At 73.2% G+C, this 22,223-nt stretch carries 22 protein-coding genes; all 22 read right to left on the bottom strand.

Annotated elements, in window-relative coordinates; translation table 11 throughout:
• Positions 1 to 3 precede the first annotated feature (3 nt).
• Complete coding sequence (locus IGS67_RS08975; RefSeq protein ID WP_328742191.1) at positions 4 to 936, bottom strand: tyrosine recombinase XerC; 933 nt, start codon at positions 934 to 936, stop codon at positions 4 to 6.
• 257 nt (positions 937 to 1,193) lie between these two features.
• Positions 1,194 to 2,453 (bottom strand): DNA-processing protein DprA, encoded by a 1,260-nt coding sequence (dprA, locus tag IGS67_RS08970; protein ID WP_328742189.1) that lies wholly within the window; start codon positions 2,451 to 2,453, stop codon positions 1,194 to 1,196.
• A 65-nt stretch (positions 2,454 to 2,518) separates the two neighbouring features.
• Entirely contained in the window at positions 2,519 to 4,054 is a 1,536-nt protein-coding gene (locus IGS67_RS08965; protein ID WP_192279842.1) for a YifB family Mg chelatase-like AAA ATPase, read from the bottom strand.
• Positions 4,054 to 4,428: a YraN family protein gene (locus tag IGS67_RS08960; protein WP_192279840.1), complete on the bottom strand. Its 375-nt coding sequence runs from the start codon at positions 4,426 to 4,428 to the stop codon at positions 4,054 to 4,056. The genes IGS67_RS08965 and IGS67_RS08960 overlap by 1 nt, the downstream gene beginning before the upstream one ends.
• Before the next feature lie 126 nt (positions 4,429 to 4,554).
• Positions 4,555 to 4,854 (bottom strand): DUF2469 domain-containing protein, encoded by a 300-nt coding sequence (locus IGS67_RS08955; protein WP_102509007.1) that lies wholly within the window; start codon positions 4,852 to 4,854, stop codon positions 4,555 to 4,557.
• A gap of 7 nt (positions 4,855 to 4,861) precedes the next feature.
• Positions 4,862 to 5,596 carry a ribonuclease HII gene (locus IGS67_RS08950; RefSeq protein WP_328742184.1) on the bottom strand — a complete coding sequence of 245 codons (735 nt, stop codon included), beginning with the start codon at positions 5,594 to 5,596 and terminating at the stop codon, positions 4,862 to 4,864.
• Positions 5,593 to 6,366, bottom strand: a complete 774-nt coding sequence (lepB, locus tag IGS67_RS08945; protein ID WP_328742182.1) for a signal peptidase I — start codon at positions 6,364 to 6,366, stop codon at positions 5,593 to 5,595. The genes IGS67_RS08950 and lepB overlap by 4 nt, the downstream gene beginning before the upstream one ends.
• 136 nt (positions 6,367 to 6,502) lie before the next feature.
• Positions 6,503 to 6,862 carry a 50S ribosomal protein L19 gene (rplS, locus tag IGS67_RS08940; RefSeq protein WP_192279838.1) on the bottom strand — a complete coding sequence of 120 codons (360 nt, stop codon included), beginning with the start codon at positions 6,860 to 6,862 and terminating at the stop codon, positions 6,503 to 6,505.
• A gap of 206 nt (positions 6,863 to 7,068) precedes the next feature.
• Positions 7,069 to 7,848 (bottom strand): tRNA (guanosine(37)-N1)-methyltransferase TrmD, encoded by a 780-nt coding sequence (trmD, locus tag IGS67_RS08935; protein WP_192279836.1) that lies wholly within the window; start codon positions 7,846 to 7,848, stop codon positions 7,069 to 7,071.
• Between the two features lie 2 nt (positions 7,849 to 7,850).
• On the bottom strand, positions 7,851 to 8,435 hold the full coding sequence (rimM, locus tag IGS67_RS08930) for a ribosome maturation factor RimM (RefSeq protein ID WP_192279834.1): 585 nt from the start codon (positions 8,433 to 8,435) through the stop codon (positions 7,851 to 7,853).
• Between the two features lie 87 nt (positions 8,436 to 8,522).
• Entirely contained in the window at positions 8,523 to 8,759 is a 237-nt protein-coding gene (locus IGS67_RS08925) for an RNA-binding protein (RefSeq protein ID WP_102509011.1), read from the bottom strand.
• A complete protein-coding gene (rpsP, locus tag IGS67_RS08920) occupies positions 8,759 to 9,205 on the bottom strand; it encodes a 30S ribosomal protein S16 (protein ID WP_102509012.1) in 447 nt (148 codons plus the stop codon). Before rpsP ends, IGS67_RS08925 begins: the two co-directional genes overlap by 1 nt.
• 225 nt (positions 9,206 to 9,430) lie before the next feature.
• Complete coding sequence (locus tag IGS67_RS08915; protein WP_328742176.1) at positions 9,431 to 10,519, bottom strand: amidohydrolase family protein; 1,089 nt, start codon at positions 10,517 to 10,519, stop codon at positions 9,431 to 9,433.
• A gap of 26 nt (positions 10,520 to 10,545) precedes the next feature.
• On the bottom strand, positions 10,546 to 12,114 hold the full coding sequence (gene ffh, locus IGS67_RS08910) for a signal recognition particle protein (RefSeq protein ID WP_192279832.1): 1,569 nt from the start codon (positions 12,112 to 12,114) through the stop codon (positions 10,546 to 10,548).
• A 44-nt stretch (positions 12,115 to 12,158) separates the two neighbouring features.
• On the bottom strand, positions 12,159 to 13,970 hold the full coding sequence (locus tag IGS67_RS08905; protein ID WP_192279831.1) for a [protein-PII] uridylyltransferase family protein: 1,812 nt from the start codon (positions 13,968 to 13,970) through the stop codon (positions 12,159 to 12,161).
• A gap of 12 nt (positions 13,971 to 13,982) precedes the next feature.
• Positions 13,983 to 14,321 carry a P-II family nitrogen regulator gene (locus tag IGS67_RS08900; protein ID WP_192279829.1) on the bottom strand — a complete coding sequence of 113 codons (339 nt, stop codon included), beginning with the start codon at positions 14,319 to 14,321 and terminating at the stop codon, positions 13,983 to 13,985.
• A gap of 5 nt (positions 14,322 to 14,326) precedes the next feature.
• Complete coding sequence (locus IGS67_RS08895; RefSeq protein ID WP_192279827.1) at positions 14,327 to 15,628, bottom strand: ammonium transporter; 1,302 nt, start codon at positions 15,626 to 15,628, stop codon at positions 14,327 to 14,329.
• A gap of 246 nt (positions 15,629 to 15,874) precedes the next feature.
• Positions 15,875 to 17,074, bottom strand: a complete 1,200-nt coding sequence (gene ftsY / locus IGS67_RS08890; RefSeq protein ID WP_192279825.1) for a signal recognition particle-docking protein FtsY — start codon at positions 17,072 to 17,074, stop codon at positions 15,875 to 15,877.
• A 56-nt stretch (positions 17,075 to 17,130) separates the two neighbouring features.
• Positions 17,131 to 17,559 (bottom strand): hypothetical protein, encoded by a 429-nt coding sequence (locus IGS67_RS08885; protein WP_192279823.1) that lies wholly within the window; start codon positions 17,557 to 17,559, stop codon positions 17,131 to 17,133.
• A 45-nt stretch (positions 17,560 to 17,604) separates the two neighbouring features.
• A complete protein-coding gene (gene smc / locus IGS67_RS08880; RefSeq protein WP_192279821.1) occupies positions 17,605 to 21,177 on the bottom strand; it encodes a chromosome segregation protein SMC in 3,573 nt (1,190 codons plus the stop codon).
• 116 nt (positions 21,178 to 21,293) lie between these two features.
• A complete protein-coding gene (ndk, locus tag IGS67_RS08875; RefSeq protein ID WP_192279819.1) occupies positions 21,294 to 21,719 on the bottom strand; it encodes a nucleoside-diphosphate kinase in 426 nt (141 codons plus the stop codon).
• A gap of 49 nt (positions 21,720 to 21,768) precedes the next feature.
• On the bottom strand, positions 21,769 to 22,215 hold the full coding sequence (locus IGS67_RS08870; RefSeq protein WP_192279817.1) for a DUF4233 domain-containing protein: 447 nt from the start codon (positions 22,213 to 22,215) through the stop codon (positions 21,769 to 21,771).
• Between the last annotated feature and the right edge of the window lie 8 nt (positions 22,216 to 22,223).

Below are 22,223 nucleotides of genomic sequence, written 5' to 3'. Positions count from 1 at the left end.
TTCTCACGCGCGGGGGTGCGCGAGCTCGTAGGACGAGCGAAGCCGCTCGGCGCTGACGTGGGTGTACTTCTGCGTGGTGGCGAGGGTCGCGTGACCCAGAACCTCCTGCACCCCGCGGAGGTCGGAGCCTCCCGCGAGGAGGTGTGTGGCGGCCGTGTGCCGCAGCCCGTGGGGCGCGATGTCGACGACACCGGCGAGCTCCGCGAGGTCGTGGACGACCTGTCGGATCTGCCGCTGCCCCCACCGCTGGCCACGGGTGCCGAGAAGGAGCGCCGGCTCCGCCGGGTCTGAGACGAGGACAGGGCGTCCGCTCTCGAGCCAGGCGTGGACGGCGCGGCCAGCAGGCAGACCGAACGGGACGACGCGTTCGCGCGAGCCCTTGCCGAGGACGCGGACGGTTCGCTCGGCGAGCTGGACGTCCGAGACATCGACCCCGACCAGCTCACCGACCCGGATACCGGTCGCGTAGAGGAGCTCGACGGCGGCCCAGTCGCGCAGGTGCGCGGGGTCACCGCTCTCGGCGCGATCTCGTGCCGTCTCCATGAGCTCACGGGCTGCGTCGACGTCGAGGACGGTCGGGAGCATGCGGTCGCTGCGCGGGCTCGCGAGACGCACCGCGGGGTCGCTCTCGATGCGGCCGGTGCGGCACGCCCACTCGAAGAAAGAGCGGACGGACGCGCCGCGGCGGGCGAGCGTCGCGCGGGAGAGGTTGCGCTCGCTCATCTCGGCGAGCCACGAGCGTAGGACGGAGAGGTTGACATCCGCGGGGTCCTCGAGGCCGAGACCCGCCGCGTACGTCGCCAGCTGCTCGACGTCGCTACGGTAGGCCCGCACGGTGTGGGCGGCGAGCCCCCGCTGGACCCCGAGGTCGACGCAGAAGCGGGCGAGCGGTTCGTCCCACCCGTCCGCAGCCCGGGTCCTCAAGGTCGCGTTCACGAGACGAGAGTGGCCCGACCTGCGACGTTGTTCAAGTACCGGTTTCCCGGAAGCGCGCCATCGATGTCCATTTCATTCCGACATGAGCCGACCTTCCCGGCCGCGTCACAAAAAATGCACGAGTCGTGGCGCGATCAATTGCGGCGGGCAACGGAAGGATCGCGCCAGAACTTGTTCAGATCTGCGCCGCAGATCAGCCCCGACAGCACGATCCGGCCAGCGCCGGCGGCTCCGACGATCTGCGCAGGTCAAGGCGATCATCGCGCCGCAGGTCGGCGAGCGGCCGCGGTGAGCTCCCACCCCCCGGCGGCCCGCACGGCGAGCCCGGCGAGCTCGAGCTCGCCGAGCGCCGCAAGCACGTCGGAGGCCGCGAGACCGACCGCGGGCACGAGCTCGTCGAGCGTCATGGGCCGGCGCGCGTCGAAGCCGTCGAGCACCTCGCGGGCCACGTCGCGGAGTGCGTCCCGGGGATCATGATGCGTCTCCTCCGCGCCTCCGGACGGCGCACCGCCCGGAAGGAGCTCGAGCACGTCAGCAACCGATGTCACGCAGACCGCCTCGTGCTCACGAAGCAGTCGGTGGCACCCCGTCGAGGCCATCGACGTCACGGGACCCGGCACGGCGCCGACCGGCCGGAGGAGCCCCGCCGCGTGCGTCGCGGTCGAGAGCGAACCCGACCGCCACGCAGCCTCGACGACGACGGTCGCCGCCGTGAGCGCCGCGATGAGGCGGTTGCGTCGCAGGAAGCGCGAGCGTGTCGGTGTCGCACCCACCGGGACCTCCGCAACGACGGCCCCGCCCCGCGCCAGCATCCGCTCGAGCAGGTCCGTGTTCCCCGCCGGGTAGAGCCGGTCCGCTCCTCCCGCCATGACCGCGACCGTCGGTCCGTCACCGGCAAGCGCTCCCCGGTGCGCGGCCGCGTCGATCCCGTACGCACCTCCCGAGACGACCGCATGGCCGCGGTCGGCCAGGCCGCACGCGAGGTCGGCCGCGACAGCGGTGCCATAGCTCGTCGCGGCACGGGCACCGACGAGCGCGACGGCGGGCGGGCCCAGGAGCGCGCGCGGGTCGCCGCGCACCCACAGGCATGCGGGTGCAGCGGGCCCGAGGTCGTCGAGCCCCTGCGGCCAGCCCTCGTCCCCGCGTACGAGAACCCGCCCCCCGAGCTCCCGGAGCGCACGGGCGTCCCGGTCGGGGTCGACGCGTCCGAGGCGCGGCCCCCACCGGTCGAGCGCGGTGAGCAGCCGACGCGGCGTGAGTTCCTCGACCGGGTCGTCGATGCGCTCGCGCAGCCGCGCGACCGCACGTGCCCGGTCGCCGTGGTCGTGCGCGGCGCGCAACCACGCGAGCGCGGCCACCGGGCCGACCGCGAGGAGAAGCGCCCCCGCCGTCCTGTCACCAGGCTCAGCGAGGCCGCTCCATGCGGCGGCCGCACGCCGGACGTCGGCACGGCGTGCGCCCGTCTCGTCAGACCCCGAAGACGGGTCCGACGGGGCCATGGCGGTCCGCGCAGGCACGGCACCCACCGGCGGCTCGCCGCCAGGCCTCGCAGGCGTCGCTCCGCGTCCTACCACGGCGGCGGTCACGCGACCGCTCCACGCGTGCGCAGCGCGAGCGCGCGTCCGACGTCCTCGCGTCCTGGCCGGTCTCGGCCGCCGAGATCGGCGATCGTCCACGCGATCCGCAGCACCCGGTCGGCTCCGCGCAGCGAGATCATGCCACGGTCGAGCGCCCGGTCGACGTCGGCGAGCACCCCACCGCCGCGGCCGAGCATCCCGCGGAGGACCCGTCCAGGCACCTCCCCGTTGAGACGCCACGGCGTGCCGGCGAGCCGCGCTGCCGCCGCGAGGCGCGCCTGCGCGACGCGTCCGGCGACCGTCGCCGTCGACTCCCCCGGCTCCGCCTGGTCGAGGTCGACACGGCTCACGCCTGCGACCTCGACCTGAAGGTCGACCCGGTCGAGCAACGGTCCCTGGACGCGCGAGAAGTACCGTCGCCTCTGCATGGGCGTGCACGTGCACTGCAGGCCCTGGCCGACCGCGAGCCCACACGGGCAGGGGTTCGCCGCGAGGACGAGCTGGAAGCGCGCGGGGAACCGCGCCGACCCACCGGCCCGATGGATGACGAGCTCACCGTCCTCGAGCGGCTGCCGCAGCGTCTGCAGGACCCGCGCCCCGAACTCCGGGCACTCGTCGAGGAAGAGCACACCCCGGTGGGCACGCGACGCCGCACCCGGCCTCGGCACACCACTGCCCCCACCGACGAGCGCCGCAGCGGTCGCGGTGTGGTGCGGGTCCTCGTAGGGCGGGCGGCGCACGAGCCCGTCGCCCGCGTCGAACGTCCCGGCGACCGAGTGGACGGCCGTGACCTCGACCGCCTCTGTCTCCGTGAGGTCCGGCAGCAGGCCCGGCAGCCGCGACGCGAGCATGGTCTTCCCCGCGCCCGGCGGCCCGACCATGAGCAGGTGGTGCCCGCCCGCCGCGGCGATCTCGAGAGCGGCCCTCGCCTCGTGCTGGCCGAGCACATCCTCGAGGTCGCCCACGGGCTCGCGCGGGCCACGCACGGGCCGCGCTGTCGGGATCCTCACCGGTGCGGGCTCGGCGATGTCGGCGCCGTAGGCGTACGCGAGCTCGGCGAGGCACGAGACACCTCGAACCTCGACGTCGGGGACGAGCCGGGCCTCGTCGACGTCGGCGGCCGCGACGACGACCCGCCGCACGCCCGCCGCAGCCGCCGCGGCGACGGCCGGCAGCACGCCACGGACAGGGTGGACGCGGCCGTCGAGGCCGAGCTCTCCGAGGTGCACGACGCCCCGCGGCGCGCTGGCGTCGACAAGCCGCGCGCCGGCGAGAACGGCGACCGCGATCGCGAGGTCAAAGCCTGCGCCGTGCTTGGGCAGCGACGCGGGCGAGAGGTTGACGGTGACGCGCTGCTGCGGCCACGCCAAGCCGCTCGACGCCACGGCGGCCCGTACCCGGTCGCGCGACTCGCTCAGCGACGCGTCGGGCAGCCCGATGAGCGTGAAGCCCGGCACGGTCGCGGCGAGATGCGCCTCGACGCCGACGACGTGCCCGGTCATGCCGACGAGCGCGACACCGCGCGAGGTCCCGAGCCCCATCAGAGGATCCCGCGCAGGTGCTCGATGCGCGGCGGTTCGCCCGGGCACAGCCAGACCGCGACGACGTCGATCCGCACGTGGACGACGCGCTGGGAGTGCTCGGCGAGCCACTGTCCCGTGAGCCGGCGAAGCCGCGCGGCCTTCGCCGGGGTCACGGCCTCGGCGGGGTGGCCGAAGCCTGTTCCGGTGCGGGTCTTCACCTCGACGACGACGAGGTCGTCGCCCTCGAGCGCGACGATGTCAAGCTCGCCGCCGTGCCCGCGCCAGTTGCGCTCGAGCACGCACCATCCGTCGTCCTCGAGGCGTCGTGCGACGAGGTCCTCCCCCGCGCGGCCCACCGCCTGCCTGTCCGTCGTCCGTCCGTGCGCCACCATGGCCACCACCTCCGGGACAGAGGGTGCTGCCGTGGTGCGGTGCTGCGCATCCGCGTCACGCACTTCTGTGGACGGCCCGTGCACCGCGCCGGGCTGTGGTCAGCCGAGCACGCGGCTCGGCGCGCCTCAGATCGAGAGCTCGGGCCTCGCGAGCTCCTCGACGTTGACGTCCTTGAACGTCACGACACGTACCGACTTCACGAAGCGGGCCGTCCGGTAGACGTCCCACACCCACGCGTCGGCGAGCGTCAGCTCGAAGTACACCTCGCCCGCCGCCGACCGCACCTGGAGGTCCACCTGGTTGGCAAGGTAGAACCTGCGCTCGGTCTCGACGACGTAGGAGAACAGGCTGACGACGTCCCGGTACTCCCGGTAGAGCGCCAGCTCCATGTCGGTCTCGTAGTTCTCGAGGTCTTCAGCACTCACCCGACCATCATCCCTCATCCGCGGCACGACCCGGCACCGCACCCGAGCCGACCGGTGCCGCCTCGCGCGCCGGGAGGCGCCACGACCGCCGATGCTCGTCGCACGGGCCGACGCGCCGCAGCTCGGCGAGATGGTCCGCAGACCCGTACCCCTTGTTCGACGCCCACCCGTAGCCCGGGTGACGTGCGTCGGCCTCATCCATGAGGCGGTCGCGCGCCTGCTTCGCGAGCACGCTCGCAGCCGCCACCGACGCGCAGCGCAGATCGCCCTTGACGAGCGTCCGCACCTCGAGCGCGACTCCGTCGTCCTCGGGGTCGTCGACCGCGAAGAGATCGTCCTGCGCCGGCGGCGTCAGCCAGTCGTGCGACCCGTCGAGCAGGACCGCACGTACCGTCGTGCCGGCGGACTCGGCAGCGCGCAGCGCTCGCCTCCCCGCGGTGCGCAACGCCCCGACGATGCCGAGGGCGTCGATCTCCGCGGGCGAGGCATGGCCGACGCCCCACGCGAGCACCCAGCCGGCGACCGCCGGCTCGATCCGCTCGCGCGCCGCGGCGCTCAGCAGCTTGGAGTCGGTGAGGCCCGCGGGGAACGGCACCGTAAGCGACGACGCCGAGACGAGTACGCACCCGACCGTCACCGGTCCGGCAAGGGCGCCGCGCCCCACCTCGTCCATGCCCGCGACGACCTCGCAACCCTCCGCGAGCCAGGCCGCCTCGACGAGCGTGTCCGGAGGCTGCCTCACGGGGTCGGCGCGGGCACGTCGGCGAAGACGTCACCCGGGTTGCGCATGAGCGCGACGCGGTCGAGCGGCCACACCTTCGCGAACGCGACGCCGACGACGTTGTCGAGGGGGACGAACCCGCCACCGGGCTTGCCACCGTTGTATCGGGAGTCCCCCGAGTGCTGCCGGTTGTCGCCGAGCACCCACAGCGATCCCGAGGGCACCGTGACGTCGAACTCGGTCTGGCTCGGCAGTGCCCCCGACGCAAGGTACTGCGTCTCGTCGATCTCGACGCCGTTGACGGTGAGGAGCCCTGCGTCGGTGCAGCACGTCACCCTGTCGCCCGGAAGCCCGACGACCCGCTTGATGAGGTGCTCCCCCGCGTCCTGGGGACGCAGGCCCACGACGGTGAGCGGCGTGCTCAGCCACGTCGGCATGTTGTCGGCGCGGCTCGCAGGGACGCCGTCGAGCCACCCGCCCGGATCCTTGAAGACGACGACGTCGCCGCGCGAGAGGTCGAACGGTCCTGGCGTGAGCTTGGAGACGAGCACCCGATCGCCTGCGACGAGCGTGTCCTCCATCGACTCGGACGGGATCATGAACGGCTGCACGAGGAACGTCTTGACGACGAACGACAGCACGAGCGCAGAGACGAGGATGATGACCGTCTCCTTGACCAGCGCGGAGAAGCGCGACCGTCGGTGGATCGTGCCGCGCGGGCGCATCTGGCTCCCGGGCCCGGAACCGTCGTCGCTCCCGGCCGTCACGTGCTCGTCGTTCTCATGGATCACGGGGTCCACTGTCCCACCCCTGGCCGTCCGGGGCACAACCGGCCCATCGCGCGGGCAACGCCGGAGCCCCGGGCCGGGTACGCCCGAGGGCGGGCGACCGGTCGGTCGCCCGCCCTCGGGACGGTGTGCAGGAGGCTCAGGCCTTCGGGCCGAAGTCGCGCTTCTCCTTGATGCGCGCGGCCTTGCCGCGAAGCTTGCGGAGGTAGTAGAGCTTGGCACGGCGCACGTCACCGCGCGAGACGACCTCGATCGACTCGATGACGGGCGAGTTCACGGGGAACGTACGCTCGACGCCGACACCGAAGGAGATCTTGCGGATCGTGAACGTCTCGCGGACGCCGCCGTTGCGGCGCGCGATGACGATGCCCTGGAACGCCTGGACGCGCGAGCGGTTGCCCTCGACGACCTTGACGTTGACCTTGAGGGTGTCACCGGCGCGGAACTCGGGGATGTCGGTGCGCAGCTGGGCTGCGTCGACGGAGTCAAGGATGTGCATGTCTGCTCCTCGTCCTGCCACAGGTCAGGGACGTGATCGTGGGCCTGCTGGGGCCCGTCGGTCCATGGGGTGGTGCGTGACGGGCGGGCCCGTCGTGGCGTGAGGCGCTCCCCTGTGGCAGAGGCCGGCGCGCACCAACGCCCTATCTTGCCACATCCGGGTCGCGCGACGGTAACCACCGGCACCCCAGGTTGGAGTGCGCCGCGTCACTCCCCCGCGGGACGCACCCCGTCGGGATGCACCCACCAGCCGAGGTCGCCGAGCGTCGCCCGGTCCCGCTTGTCGAGGCGCGTCGGGTCGAGCGCCGCGATCATGTCGGGCCGGCGCTCCGCGGTGCGCGCGAGCGCCTGGTCGCGTCGCCACCGGGCGACCTTGCCGTGGTGGCCGCTCATGAGGACGTCGGGGATCGCGAGCCCCTCCCACTCGACCGGACGCGTGTAGACGGGGTACTCGAGGAGGCCCTCGGCGGAGTGCGACTCCTCGACGACCGACTCGGCGTTGCCGAGCACGCCCGGCACGAGCCGCGCGACGGCCTCGACCATGACAAGCGTCGCGACCTCGCCCCCGTTGAGGACGTAGTCCCCGATCGACGCCTCCTCGACGCGCACGCCCCGCGCCCGGTGGTGCTCGGCGACGCGCGCGTCGATCCCCTCGTAGCGGCCGCACGCGAAGACGAGGTGCTCTCGCGTCGCCCAGTCCTCGGCGGTCCGCTGGGTGAAGGTCGGGCCGGACGGCGTGGGCACGACGAGCGTCGCACCCTCCGTAAGGACGTCGGAGAGCGCCGCGCCCCACACGTCGGGGCGCATGACCATGCCGGCACCGCCGCCCGCGGGCGTGTCGTCGACCGTGCGGTGCCGGTCGTGCGCCCAGTCCCGCAGGTCGTGGACGCGCACGTCGAGCAGGCCCGCGCTGCGGGCCTTGCCGACGAGCGAGAGCTCGAGCGCGTCGAGGTACGCGGGGAAGATCGTGAGGACGTCGACGCGCACGCTCAGCGCTCCTCGTCGTCCGTGGAGCTGCCGTCGGCCGAGCCCGGCGTCGGCGGGACGACCTCGAGGTTCGCGGCGTCCGACGCGAGGAGGCCGCCGGGGGGCGTGAGGACGACGCGGCCGCCCGCGACGTCGACCGTCGGGACGATCGCCCGGACGAACGGCACGAGCGTACGCTCGCCGCCCGTCTCGACGACGACGAGCATGTCGTGCGCGGGCAGGTGCTCGAGCCCCTTGACCGTGCCGACGACCGTGCCGTCGGCGAGCTCGGCGCGCAGGCCGACGAGCTCGTGCGGGTACCACGCGTCTTCCTCGTCGGAGTCCTCGGCGTCGACGACGAGCTCGACGCCGCGAGCGTCCTCCGCGGCAGAGCGGTCGGGGATCTCGACGAACGCTGCGTACCAGCGGTCACCGGCCGTGCGCGTGTACTCGACCGTGAGCGGGCCTGCCGACGCGGGGACGGTCTCGAGGACGGCGCCGTCCGCGAGGCGCTCGTCGGGGATGTCGGTGCGGAGCTCGAGCGCGATCTCGCCCCGCAGCCCGTGGGGCTTGCCGAGACGGGCGACGGTGAGGCGCTGGCTGGTCATGGAGGGCTCCGGTCGTGTGGTGGTGGGACGCGTCAGGCCCAGCCCTTGCGGGCCGGGCCTGACGTGGTGATGCGGGTGTCGCGCGTGTCAGCGGCGGTCGACGTCGACGACGTCGACGCGGACCGGCTCGTCGGCGAGAGCGCCGACGACGGTGCGCAGGGCACGTGCGGTGCGCCCGGAGCGTCCGATGACGCGACCGAGGTCGTCGGGGTGCACGCGCACCTCGAGCAGGTCGCCGCGGCGCGTGGCCTTGGCCTTGACCTGGACGTCGTCGGGGTTGTCCACGATGCCGCGGACGAGGTGCTCCAGGGCGTCGGCGAGCATCAGGCCTGCTCCTCCGAGGACTCCTCCGCGGGAGCCTCGTCAGCGGGGGCCTCGGCCGGGGCGGCGGCCGCAGCCTTGGCCTCGGCGGCCTTCGCCTTGACCTTCTCGGCCTGCTCGGCGGCGGCGGCGATCGCGGCGGCGGGGTCGACCTTGTCGCCCTTGACGCGCAGCGTGCCCTCGGCGCCCGGGAGGCCCTTGAACTTCTGCCAGTCACCCGTGATCTTGAGGAGCGCGGCGACCTGCTCGGTCGGCTGCGCGCCGACGCCGAGCCAGTACTGCGCACGCTCGGAGTCGATCTCGATGAGCGAGGGCTCCTCGGTCGGGTGGTACTTGCCGATCTCCTCGATGACGCGACCGTCACGCTTGGTGCGCGAGTCGGCGACGACGACACGGTAGAACGGGGCGCGCATCTTGCCGAAGCGCTTGAGGCGGATCTTGGTGGCCACTGTGTGGTCTCTCCTGGTTCGTGTGTGGGCGGACCCTCGCGCACGCCGGTGGGGCCGGAGGTCGTGAGCGTCCAGGACGCGGCGTTGCACGGAGAGAGGGGCCGGGCACGCCGAGTACAGCGCACCATTCTGCCAGACGTCCGCGAGTGGTCCAACCATCCGCGGCACGCGATCCACGTGCGCCGCGTCACCCGACTTCCGGCCCGCCGCAGGGGCGGTGCGCGGTCAGCGGACCCGGCGGCCGCGGAGGATGACCGCGCTCGGCGCCGCGAGCACGGCGACGTCCAGCGCGGGGTCGGCCGGGTAGACGACGACGTCGGCCTCGACGCCCTCGTCGAGCAACGGGGCACCGAGGTAGTCACGCGTCCGCCAGCTTGCCGCCGCGAGGACCTCGAGCGGGGGGACGCCGGCAGCGACGAGCTCGGCGCACTCGGCGGCGATCTGCCCGTGCCCGATCGTCCCACCGGCGTCCGTGCCGACGAGCAGCCGCACACCTGCCTCGAAGAGGTCGCGCACGTGCGCGTGGCGTCGCGCGTGCATGCGCCGCATGTGCGCCGCGTACACCGGGTAGCGGCCGTCGGCCTGCTGCGCGATCGCCTCGAAGCGCTCGACCTGCAGCAGGGTCGGTGTCACGGCGATCCCGCGCGCAGCGACCTCGTCGATCATCGACGGGGTGAGGCCCGTGCCGTGCTCGAGGCAGTCGATGTCCGCGGCGAGCAGGCCCGGGAGCGCCTCCTCGGAGAACGTGTGCGCAGTGACACGCGCACCCGCGTCGTGCGCCCGCGCGACCGCGGCCGCGAGGACGTCGCCCGGCCACAGCGGCCGCAGGTCCGCCGACGCTCCCTCGGAGCGTTCGATCCAGTCGGCGACGATCTTCACCCAGCCGTCGCCGCGCGCCGCCTCCTGGGCGACCGCGTCGGGCAGCTCCGCGACCTCGGCGAGCTCGCGGCCGTAGTCGCGCAGGTAGCGCTTCGGCAGCGCGAGGTGCGACCCGCAGCGCACGAGGCGCGGCAGGTCGGGCTCGTCGTGCACCCACGTCGTGTCGAGCGGCGAGCCCGCGTCCCGCACGAGAAGCACGCCCGCGTCGCGGTCGGCGAGTGCCTGGGTTCGAGCGACCTCGCGGCTCGTCGCCCCGGCGGAGTCGAGACCCACGTGGCAGTGGACGTCGACGAGCCCGGGTACGGCCCAGCCCTCGACGCGCGTCACGTCGCCCGACGGCTGCTCGAAGGTGAGGCGGCCGTCGACGACCCAGGCCTCCGCCCGTACGTCGTCCTCGCCGAGCCGCACCGGCCCCGCGAGGTGGAGCGTCTCCACGCGACTCGCCTCCCCGCTGCCGAGCGTCAGCCGCCGAGCAGCTTGCGCAGCTCGTCCATGTCCGGGGTCGCGCCCGACGCGGCGCCGCCGCCGAGGCCGAACGCGGAGCCCGCAGGAGCTTGCGAGGCCTCGACGATGCCGGCTTCCTGCTGGGCCCGCTTCGCGGGGTTGCCCGAGCGCGCCTTCTTGCGCGCGGGTGCCTGCGACCGGCCCTTCGACTTCTTGCCGCCCATGCCCGGCAGCGCACCCATGCCCGGCATGCCCATGCCCCCGCCGCGCGCCATCTGCTTCATCATCTTCTGGGCGCCCTCGAACCGCTCGAGAAGCTGGTTGACGGCCGAGGCCGTCGTGCCCGCACCCTTGGCGATGCGTGCGCGACGCGATCCGTTGATGATCTTGTGGTTGCGACGCTCGGCCGGGGTCATCGAGCGGACGATCGCCTCGACGCGGTCAACCTCACGTTCGTCGAAGCTGTCGAGCGCCTCACGCATCTGCCCCATGCCCGGCAGCATGCCGAGCATCTTCTTCATCGAGCCCATGTTGCGCATGGCCTGCATCTGCGAGAGGAAGTCCTCGAGCGTGAAGTCGTCGCCCTGCGCGAGCTTCGACGCCATCTTCTCGGCCTGCTCGGCGTCGAACGCCTTCTCGGCCTGCTCGATGAGCGTAAGGACGTCACCCATGTCGAGGATGCGCGACGCCATGCGGTCAGGGTGGAACGCCTCGAAGTCGGTGAGCTTCTCACCCGTCGACGCGAAGAGGATCGGACGACCCGTCACGCGCGCGACCGAGAGCGCAGCGCCACCACGCGCGTCGCCGTCGAGCTTCGAGAGGACGACGCCCGTGAAGTCGACGCCCTCGGCGAACGCGTTCGCCGTGGCGACCGCGTCCTGACCGATCATCGCGTCGATGACGAAGAGGACCTCGTCGGGCTGCGTCGCGTCACGGATGTCCCGCGCCTGCGCCATGAGTTCCGCGTCGACGCCGAGGCGGCCCGCGGTGTCGATGATGACGACGTCGTGCTCGCGCGAGCGCGCGGTCTCGACGCCAGCGCGTGCGACCGCGACCGGGTCACCCGTCGGGACCTCGTCCTCGCCCGCGACGCCCGAGTGCGGCGCGTACACGGGCGCACCCGCCCGCTCACCGACGACCTTGAGCTGCGTGACGGCGTTGGGACGCTGAAGATCCGCCGCGACGAGGAGCGGCGTGTGGCCCTTCTCCTTGAGGTGGAGGGCCAGCTTGCCCGCGAGCGTCGTCTTGCCCGCGCCCTGGAGGCCCGCAAGCATGATGACCGTCGGCGGGTTCTTCGCGAGCGCGAGACCGCGCTGGCCCTCACCGCCGAGGATCGCGACGAGCTCCTCGTTGACGATCTTCACGACCTGCTGCGCCGGGTTAAGCGCACCCGAGACCTCGACGGACAGGGCGCGCTCACGCACCGCGGCGGCGAACTCCCGCACGACGGGCACCGCGACGTCCGCGTCGAGCAGCGCACGACGGATCTCGCGCACGGTCGCGTCGATGTCCGCCTCGGAGAGGCGTCCGCGCGAGCGGAGATTCTTGAACGTCGATGTCAGGCGGTCGGACAGGGTGGCGAACACCGGGGCATCCCTCACGATCACGGGGCTGTAGGTCAGGCGCCAGCCTACCCGCCCAACGCCGCGATCCCCCGCGCAGCAAGATCGTCGACGAGACGCGCGCGCCACGCGGTCCAGCCGTGCGGACCGAGCGACGACGAGTCCGCCTCGGTGAGCGCCCGAAGGACCCGCAGCAGGTCGGCGCGGCCGTCGACCGCGTCGCACAGCTCCGCGAGCGTCGTCGGGTCGTCCGGGTCCGCCGTTGTCGCGAGGCGCGCGAGCGTGAGGTGGTGGCGGACGAGCAGCGTGACATCGCCCACGACGTCGTCCTCGACGCCGCACCGACGAAGGATCTGCGGCACGAGCGCCGCGCCGGCGACCGCGTGGTCGTCGGCGCCCGCGCGCTTGCCGATGTCATGGAGGAACGCGGAGAGCAGGAGCGTGCGACGCTCGTCCGGCGTGAGGCCGTCGGCGCGTCCCGCCCGTGCGGCGACCTCGACGAGGTGACGGTCGACGGTATGCCGGTGCGCGGGCGAGCGCTGCGGCCGGTTGCGGACGCCTGCCCACTCGGGGAACCACGTCGTCACGACGCCCGCGAGGTCGAGGGCCTCCCACACGGGCACCTGCGCCTCGCGACCGCCGAGCAGCGCGAGCAGGTGCTGGCGCGCCGCCGCAGGCCAGGGTTCGGGCAACGGTGGGCACTCGCCGAGGTTGCGTGCGGTCACGGGTGAGACGGGCAGCCCGGTCCGCACCGACGTCGCCGCGGCCCGCAGCGGCAGGAGCGGGTCACGCTCAGGGGCTGCATCGACCGCGAGCACGAGCTCACCGTCGAACTCGACGAGCCCGTCGGCGACAACACGCAGCCGGGGCGGCATGCGCCGCCCTCGGACGACGCGCGGGCCGAGCACGACGGTCCTCGTGAGCGCATGGCGTGCACGCCGCGCCGTCGTCTCAAGCGCCGCGGTCACCGTGCGGCCAGCCTCGGCGAGACCCGCGAGGAGGTTGTCGGTCGCGTCGAGCGCCGCCTCGCCGTCGGCGCCGTCCCCGAGAAGCCCGAGGCGCTTCGCGACCTCGGTCTGGTCCGCCTTGAGCAACAGGTTCGTCGGCCGGCCCGTGACAGTGCCGAGCGCGTCCCGCACCGTGAGCAGGTGCCCGACGGCGGAGTCGACGTCGCCGTGCGGGCGGTCCGTGAGCCACGAGGCGGCGAGCGCCGCGAGCACGGTCGCGTCCCGCAGGCCACCGCGGGCCTCCTTGAGGTCGGGCTCGACGAGGTACGCGAGCTCCCCTGCCCGCTCGGCGCGCTCGCGCGTCGACGCGAGCAGCTCCGGCAGGCGCCGCCGTGCGGCGCCTCGCCAGTCCGCGAGGACCGCGGACGTCGCGCGCGTCGTGAGGGCCGGGTCGCCGGCGACGTGGCGCGTGGCGAGGAGCCCGACGACCGCCGGCACGTCACGCGTCGCGACCTGGCGGCACTGCGCGAGCGACCGGACCGCGTGGTCGATTTCGAGCCCCGCGTCCCACAGCGGGTACCAGAGCCGCTCCGCGAGACGCCGGACACGCTCGGCGTCCCGAGCGCGTCCTTCGTGGAGGAGGACGAGGTCGAGGTCCGAGCACGGCCCCGCATGACCGCGGGCGAGCGACCCGACGACGGCGAGCGCCACCCCGTCGTCGCCGCCGTCGAGCGCCTCGTCCCACAGCGCTGCGAGGAGCTCGAGCGTCACGTCGGTCGCCCGCGTGCGGAGGGCGGCCGACGCGGCATCCGTGAGCCGGCCGGGTCGTGAGCGCCACAGGTCGAGCCGGAAGGACCGCAGGTCCCGCACCCCGACGGGGTGCGGGACCTGCGTCCCCTGCCCGACCTCACGCCCCGTGAGGTCGTCGTGCACGTCGCGCTCCGCTCAGAGCGCGTCCGTGCCGGACTCGCCGGTCCGGACGCGGACGACGTCCTCGACCGGCACGACCCAGACCTTGCCGTCGCCGATGCGACCCGTCTGGGCCGCCGCGATGATCGCCTCGACGACGGCCGCAGCCACAGCGTCGTCGACGACGAGCTCGACGCGGACCTTCGGCACAAGGTCGACCGTGTACTCGGCTCCGCGGTAGACCTCGGTGTGGCCCTTCTGGCGGCCGTAGCCGCTCGCCTCGCTCACGGTCATGCCGCGCACTCCTGCGGCCTCGATCGCCTTCTTCACCTCGTCGAGGCGGTGGGGCTGGATGACTCCGGTGATGAGCTTCATGTTTCTCACGCCTCTCGGATGACTCGGCCGGAGCCGATGGTCTCGTACGCCTGCTCGCCGTGCTCGGCGAGGTCGATGCCGCCGACCTCGGCCTCCTCGGAGACCCTCCAGCCGATCGTCTTCTTGATGCCGAACCCGATGACCCCGGTCACGATCGCCGAGACGAGGATGGCGACGAGCGCGATGACAACCTGGATGACGAGGAGCTTGACCCCGTCACCGAAGAAGAGCCCGCCCTCGGAGGCGAGGAAGCCGATGCCGACCGTGCCAACGAGGCCACCGACGAGGTGGACGCCGACGACGTCGAGCGAGTCGTCGTAGCCGAAGCGGTACTTGAGCCCGACGGCCATCGCGCAGCACGCACCGGAGACTGCACCCAGGATGAGCGAGGTCACGGGGTTGAGCACGCCCGCGGCGGGCGTGATCGCGACGAGGCCTGCGACGATGCCCGACGCGGCACCGAGCGACGTCGCGTGGCCGTCGCGGATCTTCTCGACGAGGAGCCAGCCGAGGATCGCGGCGGCCGTTGCCGACGTCGTGTTGACCCACGCGAGGCCCGCGGCGCCGTCGGCGGCGAACGCCGAGCCTGCGTTGAAGCCGAACCAGCCGAACCAGAGCAGCGCGGCGCCGAGCATGACGAACGGCAGGTTGTGCGGACGCATCGGCTCGGTGCCGAAGCCCTTGCGCTTACCGATGAGGAGCGCGAGCACGAGACCCGCGATGCCTGCGTTGATGTGGACGACCGTGCCGCCAGCGAAGTCGACAGGGGCGACCGCAGCCGCTTCGTCGACAACGCCGAAGATCTTTGCGGCGATGCCGTCCTCGGAGCCGGAGAGCAGGCCGCCGCCCCACACCATGTGCGCCATGGGGAAGTACGCGAGCGTCACCCACAGCGGCACGAAGAGCATCCACGAGCCGAACTTCACGCGGTCGGCGATCGCACCCGAGATGAGCGCGGTCGTGATGATCGCGAACGTCACCTGGAAGGCGACGTCGATGATCTGCGGGTAAGCGCCGACTCCCGGGAGCCACGCCCCGGTGTCGTCCTGGATCGTGCCGACGAGACCGAACTGGTCGAACGGGTTCCCGAAGAGCCCGAGGACCGTCGACCCGTACGACATCGACCAGCCCCACAGGACGTAGATGACGCCGATGACGGCCATCGCCCCGAAGGACATCATCATCATGTTGAGCACGGACCTGCTCCGGACCATGCCTCCGTAGAAGAAGGCGAGACCGGGTGTCATGAGCAGCACGAGGGACGCTGACATCAGCATCCAGGCGGCCGCTCCGGTGTCGAATTCCATGGCGTTCTCCCATCGCCAGCCCCTCGGCCGGCCCGGGGACAACATTCGTCCTCGGACGTTTCCGCGACGGGCGAGCGGTGTTCCAGACGTGTGACACTCGGCGTCCTCACGTGAACATCATGTTTCGCAGGCGTCCGGAAGGTCTGTGTCTGCGACTTTCACATGGGTGCGCTGCCTCGCCGCGGCCCTGACACACGGAGGGCCGCGACCTCGCAGGTCGCGGCCCTCCGCCGGGTGCGGACGCGGTCAGTCGCCGAGCAGCCCGTCGACGAACGCCTCCGGCTCGAACGGCGCGAGATCGTCCGGCCCCTCCCCCAGCCCCACGAGCTTGACGGGCACACCGAGCTCACGCTGGACCGCGACGACGATGCCGCCCTTCGCGGTGCCGTCGAGCTTCGTGAGGACGATGCCCGTGACCCCCGCGACCTCACCGAAGACGCGCGCCTGCATGAGCCCGTTCTGACCCGTCGTCGCGTCGAGGACGAGAAGGACCTCGCGCAGCGGGGCCTCCTTCTCGATGACACGGCGGATCTTGCCGAGCTCGTCCATGAGCCCCGACTTGTTCTGCAGACGGCCCGCGGTGTCGACGAGGACGACGTCGACGTCCTCGGTGCGCCCGTGGCGCACCGCGTCGAACGCGACGGCCGCCGGGTCCGCCCCGTCCTTGTGCGAGCGCACGACGGGCACACCGACGCGCGAGCCCCACGTCTCGAGCTGATCGGCAGCCGCCGCACGGAACGTGTCCGCAGCGCCGAGGACGACGTCGGAACCTTCCGCGACGAGGACGCGCGCGAGCTTGCCGACTGTCGTCGTCTTGCCCGTCCCGTTGACGCCGACGACGAGAACGACCGACGGCACACGCGCCCCGTCCTCACCGAGCGTCGGGTCCGTCGCGAGCGAACGGTCGAGGCTCGGGTCGACGAGGTCGAGCAACGCGGAGCGGAGCATGGCACGCACCTGCACCGGGTCGGACACACCGTGGACACGCACCTGCGTGCGCAGCGCGTCGATGAGCCCGGCCGAGGGCCCCGCGCCGACGTCGGCGAGCAGGAGCGTCTCCTCGAGCTCGTCCCAGTCGTCCTCCGAGAGGTGGTCGCGCGAGAGGACCGCGAGCAGACGCGCACCGAGCGGCGAGCCGGACCGCGCGAGGCGCGCACGCAGCCGGGCGAGCCGGCCCGTGACCGGCTCGGGGACGTCGAGGACGGGGACCTCGACGTCGGCCGAGGCCTCGGGCAGCGTCGGGGGGCTCGTGCCGTCGACAGCCGCGTCGTCGGTCGTCGTCGCGTCAGTCGTCGCGTCGTCAGCGGGCGCCTGCGGCGCCGGTCGCTCGGCTGCGCTCGGCTCGTGCGGGCGCCGTGTGAGGCGCGGGGCGAGCAGCGCGGCGCCGACGGCAAGGCCGAGGAGCACGACACCGAGGACGATCCAGATCCAGAGATTCTCGGGCATGGGCACAGTCTCTCAGGTCGAGGCAGGTGGCCGCGCAGCGCGCCGCGCGGCGGAGGTCACTCGTGCGAGGACGTCGTCCGCGTCGCCACAGCCTTCGCGGCGCTCGCCGCACGGCCCACCCGGTCGACGAGGACCTCGGCGTCGAGGTACCCCGTGCCGGGGGTGACGTTCGCCGCGAAGAAGTCGTCCATCGTCGTCTCGACGGGCTCGGCCGTCACGACGCGCTCGAGCTCGTCGCTCACGGCCGGCGTCGTCATCGGGCGCCGGCGACGCACGACGTCCCACGTGCGGCGCGCGTCCTGGCGCAGGCCGCGCGCCCCGCGCCCCGTCCCGAAACGCTCGGTCGTCACGAAGGCGGCAGCCGCGATGACGACCCCGGCAGCGACGAGGGCGACGATAATGATGGAGAGGTACTCGAGCACCTCCCCATTGTGGGACGACTTCGCACCGTCCGGACGCGCCCCCGCGACGCTGCTCGCGTTCACCACAGGATCTCCACGGCCGTGCGACGGCGCGCGCATGTCACCGCGTCACGCGACGTCCTCCCGCAGCCGCTGGCTCACGACCGTCGTGACGCCGTCACGCATCGTCACGCCGTAGAGCGCGTCCGCGATCTCCATCGTGCGCTTCTGGTGCGTGACGACGATGAGCTGGGAGTCCTCCTGCAGCTCGCGGAAGACCTCGAGCAGCCGCCCGAGGTTCGTGTCGTCGAGCGCAGCCTCGACCTCGTCCATGACGTAGAACGGGCTCGGCCGCGCCTTGAAGATCGCGACGAGCAGCGCAACCGCCGTGAGCGAGCGTTCGCCGCCCGAGAGCAGCGAGAGCCTCTTGACCTTCTTGCCGGCCGGTCGCGCCTCGACCTCGAGGCCCGTCGTCAGCATGTTCTCCGGGTCCGTGAGGACGAGTCGTCCCTCACCGCCCGGGAACATCCGCGCGAACACCCGGTCGAACTGGGCCGCTGTGTCACGGAATGCCTCGGCGAAGACACGTTCGACGCGGTCGTCGATCTCCTTGACGATCTCCAGCAGGTCCGCGCGCGACCGCTTGAGGTCGTCGAGCTGCTCGACGAGGAACCGGTGCCGTTCCTCGAGCGCCGCGTACTCCTCGAGCGCGAGAGGGTTGACACGTCCGAGGCGCGCGAGGTCACGCTCGGCCCGCGCGAGACGCCTCTCCTGCTCGACCCGCACGTAGGGCCGGGTGACGGGCACGTCGTCGTCGTCGACCTCCGGCGTCCCGTCCTCGGCGAGCACGGGCACCGGACGGTCGGGGCCATGCTCGTCGACGAGGGTCGCGGGGTCGAGGCCGAGCTCGGCGATCGCCCGCTCGTGGAGCTGCTCGATGCGCAGGACCTGCTGCGCTCGCGCGAGCTCGTCACGGTGCGCGACGTCCGTGAGCTCCCGCAGCCGGCCCGCATGCTGCTCGACGCGCGCACGGACCTCGGCGAGCCGGGCGTCGCGCGCCGTGCGCTCGGCCTCGGCCTGCTCGCGCGCGACGGTCGCGGCCGCGAGCGACTCCTCGGCCGCGCGGACCGCAAGAGCCGCACCGGTCGCGACGGCCTGGGCGCGCGAGGCCTGCGCGGCCCGCCGTGCCGCCCTGCGCTGTGCCTTCTCCGCGGCCTGCCGCTCGGCCGCAGCCGCGCGGTCGAGGGACGCCGCACGGCCTGCGAGAGCCCGCGCGCGCTCCTCACTCGTGCGCAGCGCGAGCCGCGCCTCGGTCTCGGCGGCACGCGCCTCGGTCGCCCTCTGCTGGGCGCTGTCGCGCGTCGCAGTCGCCTCGGCGACAGCCTCCTCGGAGTCGGCGGGCTCAGCCTCGGCCACCTCGAGCCTCGCGGCGAGCTCGGCGTGCTCGGCCTGCTCCGTGGCGAGCGCGGTGCGCGCCTGCTCGAGCGCGGCCGTCGCGCGGTCGGCTTCGGCCTGCGCGGCCCTCACCCCCGCGCCGAGGTGCCCGAGCTGTTCAGAGATCGCGGCGATCGACGCGTCGGACTCGTGGAGCCGGTCGAGCGCCGCGTCATGGGCGTCGGCCGCCTCCGCCTCGCGCGCCGCTGCGACCTCGATGCGCGCCACGAGGTCCGTCTCACGGCTCTCCGCGTCCGCGAGCGCGGCGCGGGCAGCGTCGAGCGCGGCCTGGAGGTGGAGGACAGACGGCGCGGCAGCCGAGCCGCCATGCGCGCGCAGGGCGCCGAGGACGTCGCCTGCACGGGTGACGGCCGTGAGCGTCGGCTCCGCCGTGACGAGAGCACGGGCGGCAGCAAGGTCGTCGACGACGACGTGCCGCGCGAGCAACGCACGGACGGTGCCCGCGAGCGCGGCGGTCGTCGTGACAACGTCGGGCAGGTGGACGCCGCCGTCGGGCACCGGCACGCCGGGGACGTCGGCCGGGGCTGGGGCGCCCGCGACGACGAGGCTCGCCCGACCGGCGTCGTCGGTGCGCAACCAGCGCACGACGTCGACCGCTCCCCCGACGGACGCGACCGCGAGCGCGTCAGCCGCAGGACCGAGCGCGGCCGCGACCGCCTCCTCGAAGCCAGGCTCGACCGTGAGGAGCGCCGCGAGCGTCCCGAGGACCTCGGTGAGCGCCGCGTCGTCGGCGGCGAGCACGGCACCGACCGCGTCCTTCCGGTCGAGGCTCAGCTCGAGCGCCTCGGTGCGGGCGCGTGCCGTCACGGCGTCCTGGCGCGCGGCCGCGAGCTGCTCGCGCAGGTCCGTGAGCACGGCCCGGGCCGCCTCGAGGGCCTCAAGCGCCGCCTCGTGCGCCGCGTCGAGCCCCTCCTCGCCCTCCTCGACACCCGCGACCTCGGACTCGAGGACGCCCAGTTCACGCGCCGCAGCCTCACCACGTGCGCGCGCAGCCTCGGCCGCCGACTCGAGGCGCTCGATCTCGGCCGCACGGGCCTCGGCCCGCGACCGCTTCGCCGCGACCTGACCGGCAAGACGCGCCAGTCCCTCTCGGCGGTCGGCCGCACCCCGCAGGAGCGTCGCGACGACGCGTTCGGCCTCCTTCGCGGCCGCCTCGGCGGCGGTACGGGCCTCGAGCGCCGCGTCGAGCGTCGCGCGCGCAGCCTCGACCTCGGCCTGGAGCTCGACCTCCGACGCGCGCACGCGCTCGGCCTGCTCCTCGAGCGCGCGCGGGTCCGAGCGCTGCTCGGTCGGCTCGGGCGCGCCGAGGAGACGCACCCGCTCCGTCGCGAGCTGCTGCGTGCCCCGCAGTCGCTCACGCAACGCCGAGAGCCGGTACCAGGTCTCCGAGATCTCCGTGAGCCGCGGCGCCGCCTCGGCGGCGGCAGCCTCGAGCGCCGCTAGCTCGCCCCGGGCCTCGGCAAGCTCCCGCTCGACCCGCTGCGTCTCCTCGCGCAGCGCCGTCTCGTCGGCCTTCTCCTGCTCAAGCGTCGACGTGAGCTGCACGAGGTCGTCCGCGAGGAGCCGCGCCCGTGCGTCACGCGCGTCCGCCTGGACGGCCTGCGCCCGGCGTGCGACCTCGGCCTGCTTGCCGAGCGGCCCGAGCTGTCGGCGGATCTCGCTCGTGAGGTCCCCGAGACGCACGAGGTTGCCCTGCATCGAGTCGAGCTTGCGGAGCGCCTTCTCCTTGCGCTTGCGGTGCTTGAGGACGCCTGCGGCTTCCTCGATGAAGCCGCGTCGCTCCTCGGGCGTCGCGCGGAGCACCGTGTCGAGGCGCCCCTGCCCGACGATGACGTGCATCTCGCGGCCGAGCCCGGAGTCGGAGAGCAGCTCCTGGATGTCGAGCAGGCGGCACTGCGCGCCGTTGATCTGGTACTCCGAGCCACCGTTGCGGAAGAGGGTCCGGGTGATCGTCACCTCGGAGTACTCGATCGGCAGCGCACCGTCGGCGTTGTCGATCGTCAACGACACCTCGGCACGTCCGAGCGGGGGCCGCCCCGACGTGCCCGCGAAGATGACGTCCTCCATCTTGCCGCCACGCAACGTCTTGGCGCCCTGTTCGCCCATGACCCACGCGAGGGCGTCGACGACGTTCGACTTGCCCGAGCCGTTGGGCCCGACGACGCACGTGATGCCGGGCTCGAGGCTCAGCGTCGTCGCCGACGCGAAGCTCTTGAACCCGCGCAGGGTGAGCGTCTTGAGGTGCACGGGTCGAGCCTAGCGGCGGACGCCCCACGAACGGCTCAACCTCGGACCTCGAGAACCCGGGAACGCGACGGCCCTCACCGACCGTGGTCGGTGAGGGCCGCGTCGACCACCCGGGGTCACACTCCGGGGAACCACAGCCCGATCTCGCGCGCGGCGGACTCGGGCGAGTCGGAGCCGTGGACGATGTTCTGGGCGACGGGCAGGCCCCAGTCGCGGCCGAGGTCGCCACGGATCGTGCCGGGCACGGCGGTCGTCGGGTCGGTCGTGCCCGCGAGCGAGCGGAAGCCCTCGATGACGCGGTCGCCCTCGACGACGGCGGCGACGAGCGGGCCCGAGCCCATGAACTCGACGAGCGGGGCGTAGAACGGCTTGCCCGCGTGCTCCGCGTAGTGCTCCTCAAGAAGAGCGGCCGGGGCGGTGCGCAGCTCGAGCGCGACGAGACGGTAGCCCTTCGCCTCGATGCGGCGCAGGACCTCTCCGGTGAGGCCGCGGGCGACGCCGTCGGGCTTGACGAGGACAAGGGTGCGCTGAACAGAGCTCATGGCAGAACTCTACCGACCCGCTCCGACGCTCCCGCGAGGCAGCGCGGGGTCACAGGTTGGGGGCCGTGTCCGGGTGGGCTGCGTCGAACGCCGCGCGCTCGCGGTCGATACGTCCGCCGAGCCGCAGCGACACGACCCAGAGGACGACGAAGACCGCGCCGACGACGAACATCATCGGCACGACGAGCCCCGTCGCGAGGACGACGCCCTGCGCGACCGACCCCGCGACGATCCCCTCAGGACGACCCACCGTCCGCGAGAGGATGACGAGCACGGCCATGAGGACGCCGCCCGACGTCCAGATCGTCGCGTCCGACATCACGGGAACCGCGTCGGCACCCGCGCCTTCGACGCCCTGGAGGCCCATCGCGACGAAGCACGCGAAGAGCACGACGAACGCCTCGAGCACGAGGATCGTCGACGTGAACTGCGTGCGGGCGGACGGCTTGGCCTCGATGGGCTGGCCGGGGACAGGAAGACCGGAGGACGCGTGCACGCCCCGAG

It is taken from the genome of Flavimobilis rhizosphaerae, assembly GCF_014852685.1.
GTDB classification, from domain to species: domain Bacteria; phylum Actinomycetota; class Actinomycetes; order Actinomycetales; family Cellulomonadaceae; genus Flavimobilis; species Flavimobilis rhizosphaerae.
Note: the sequence above shows the minus strand (reverse complement) of the source record. Positions and strands in the feature narration are given on the sequence as shown.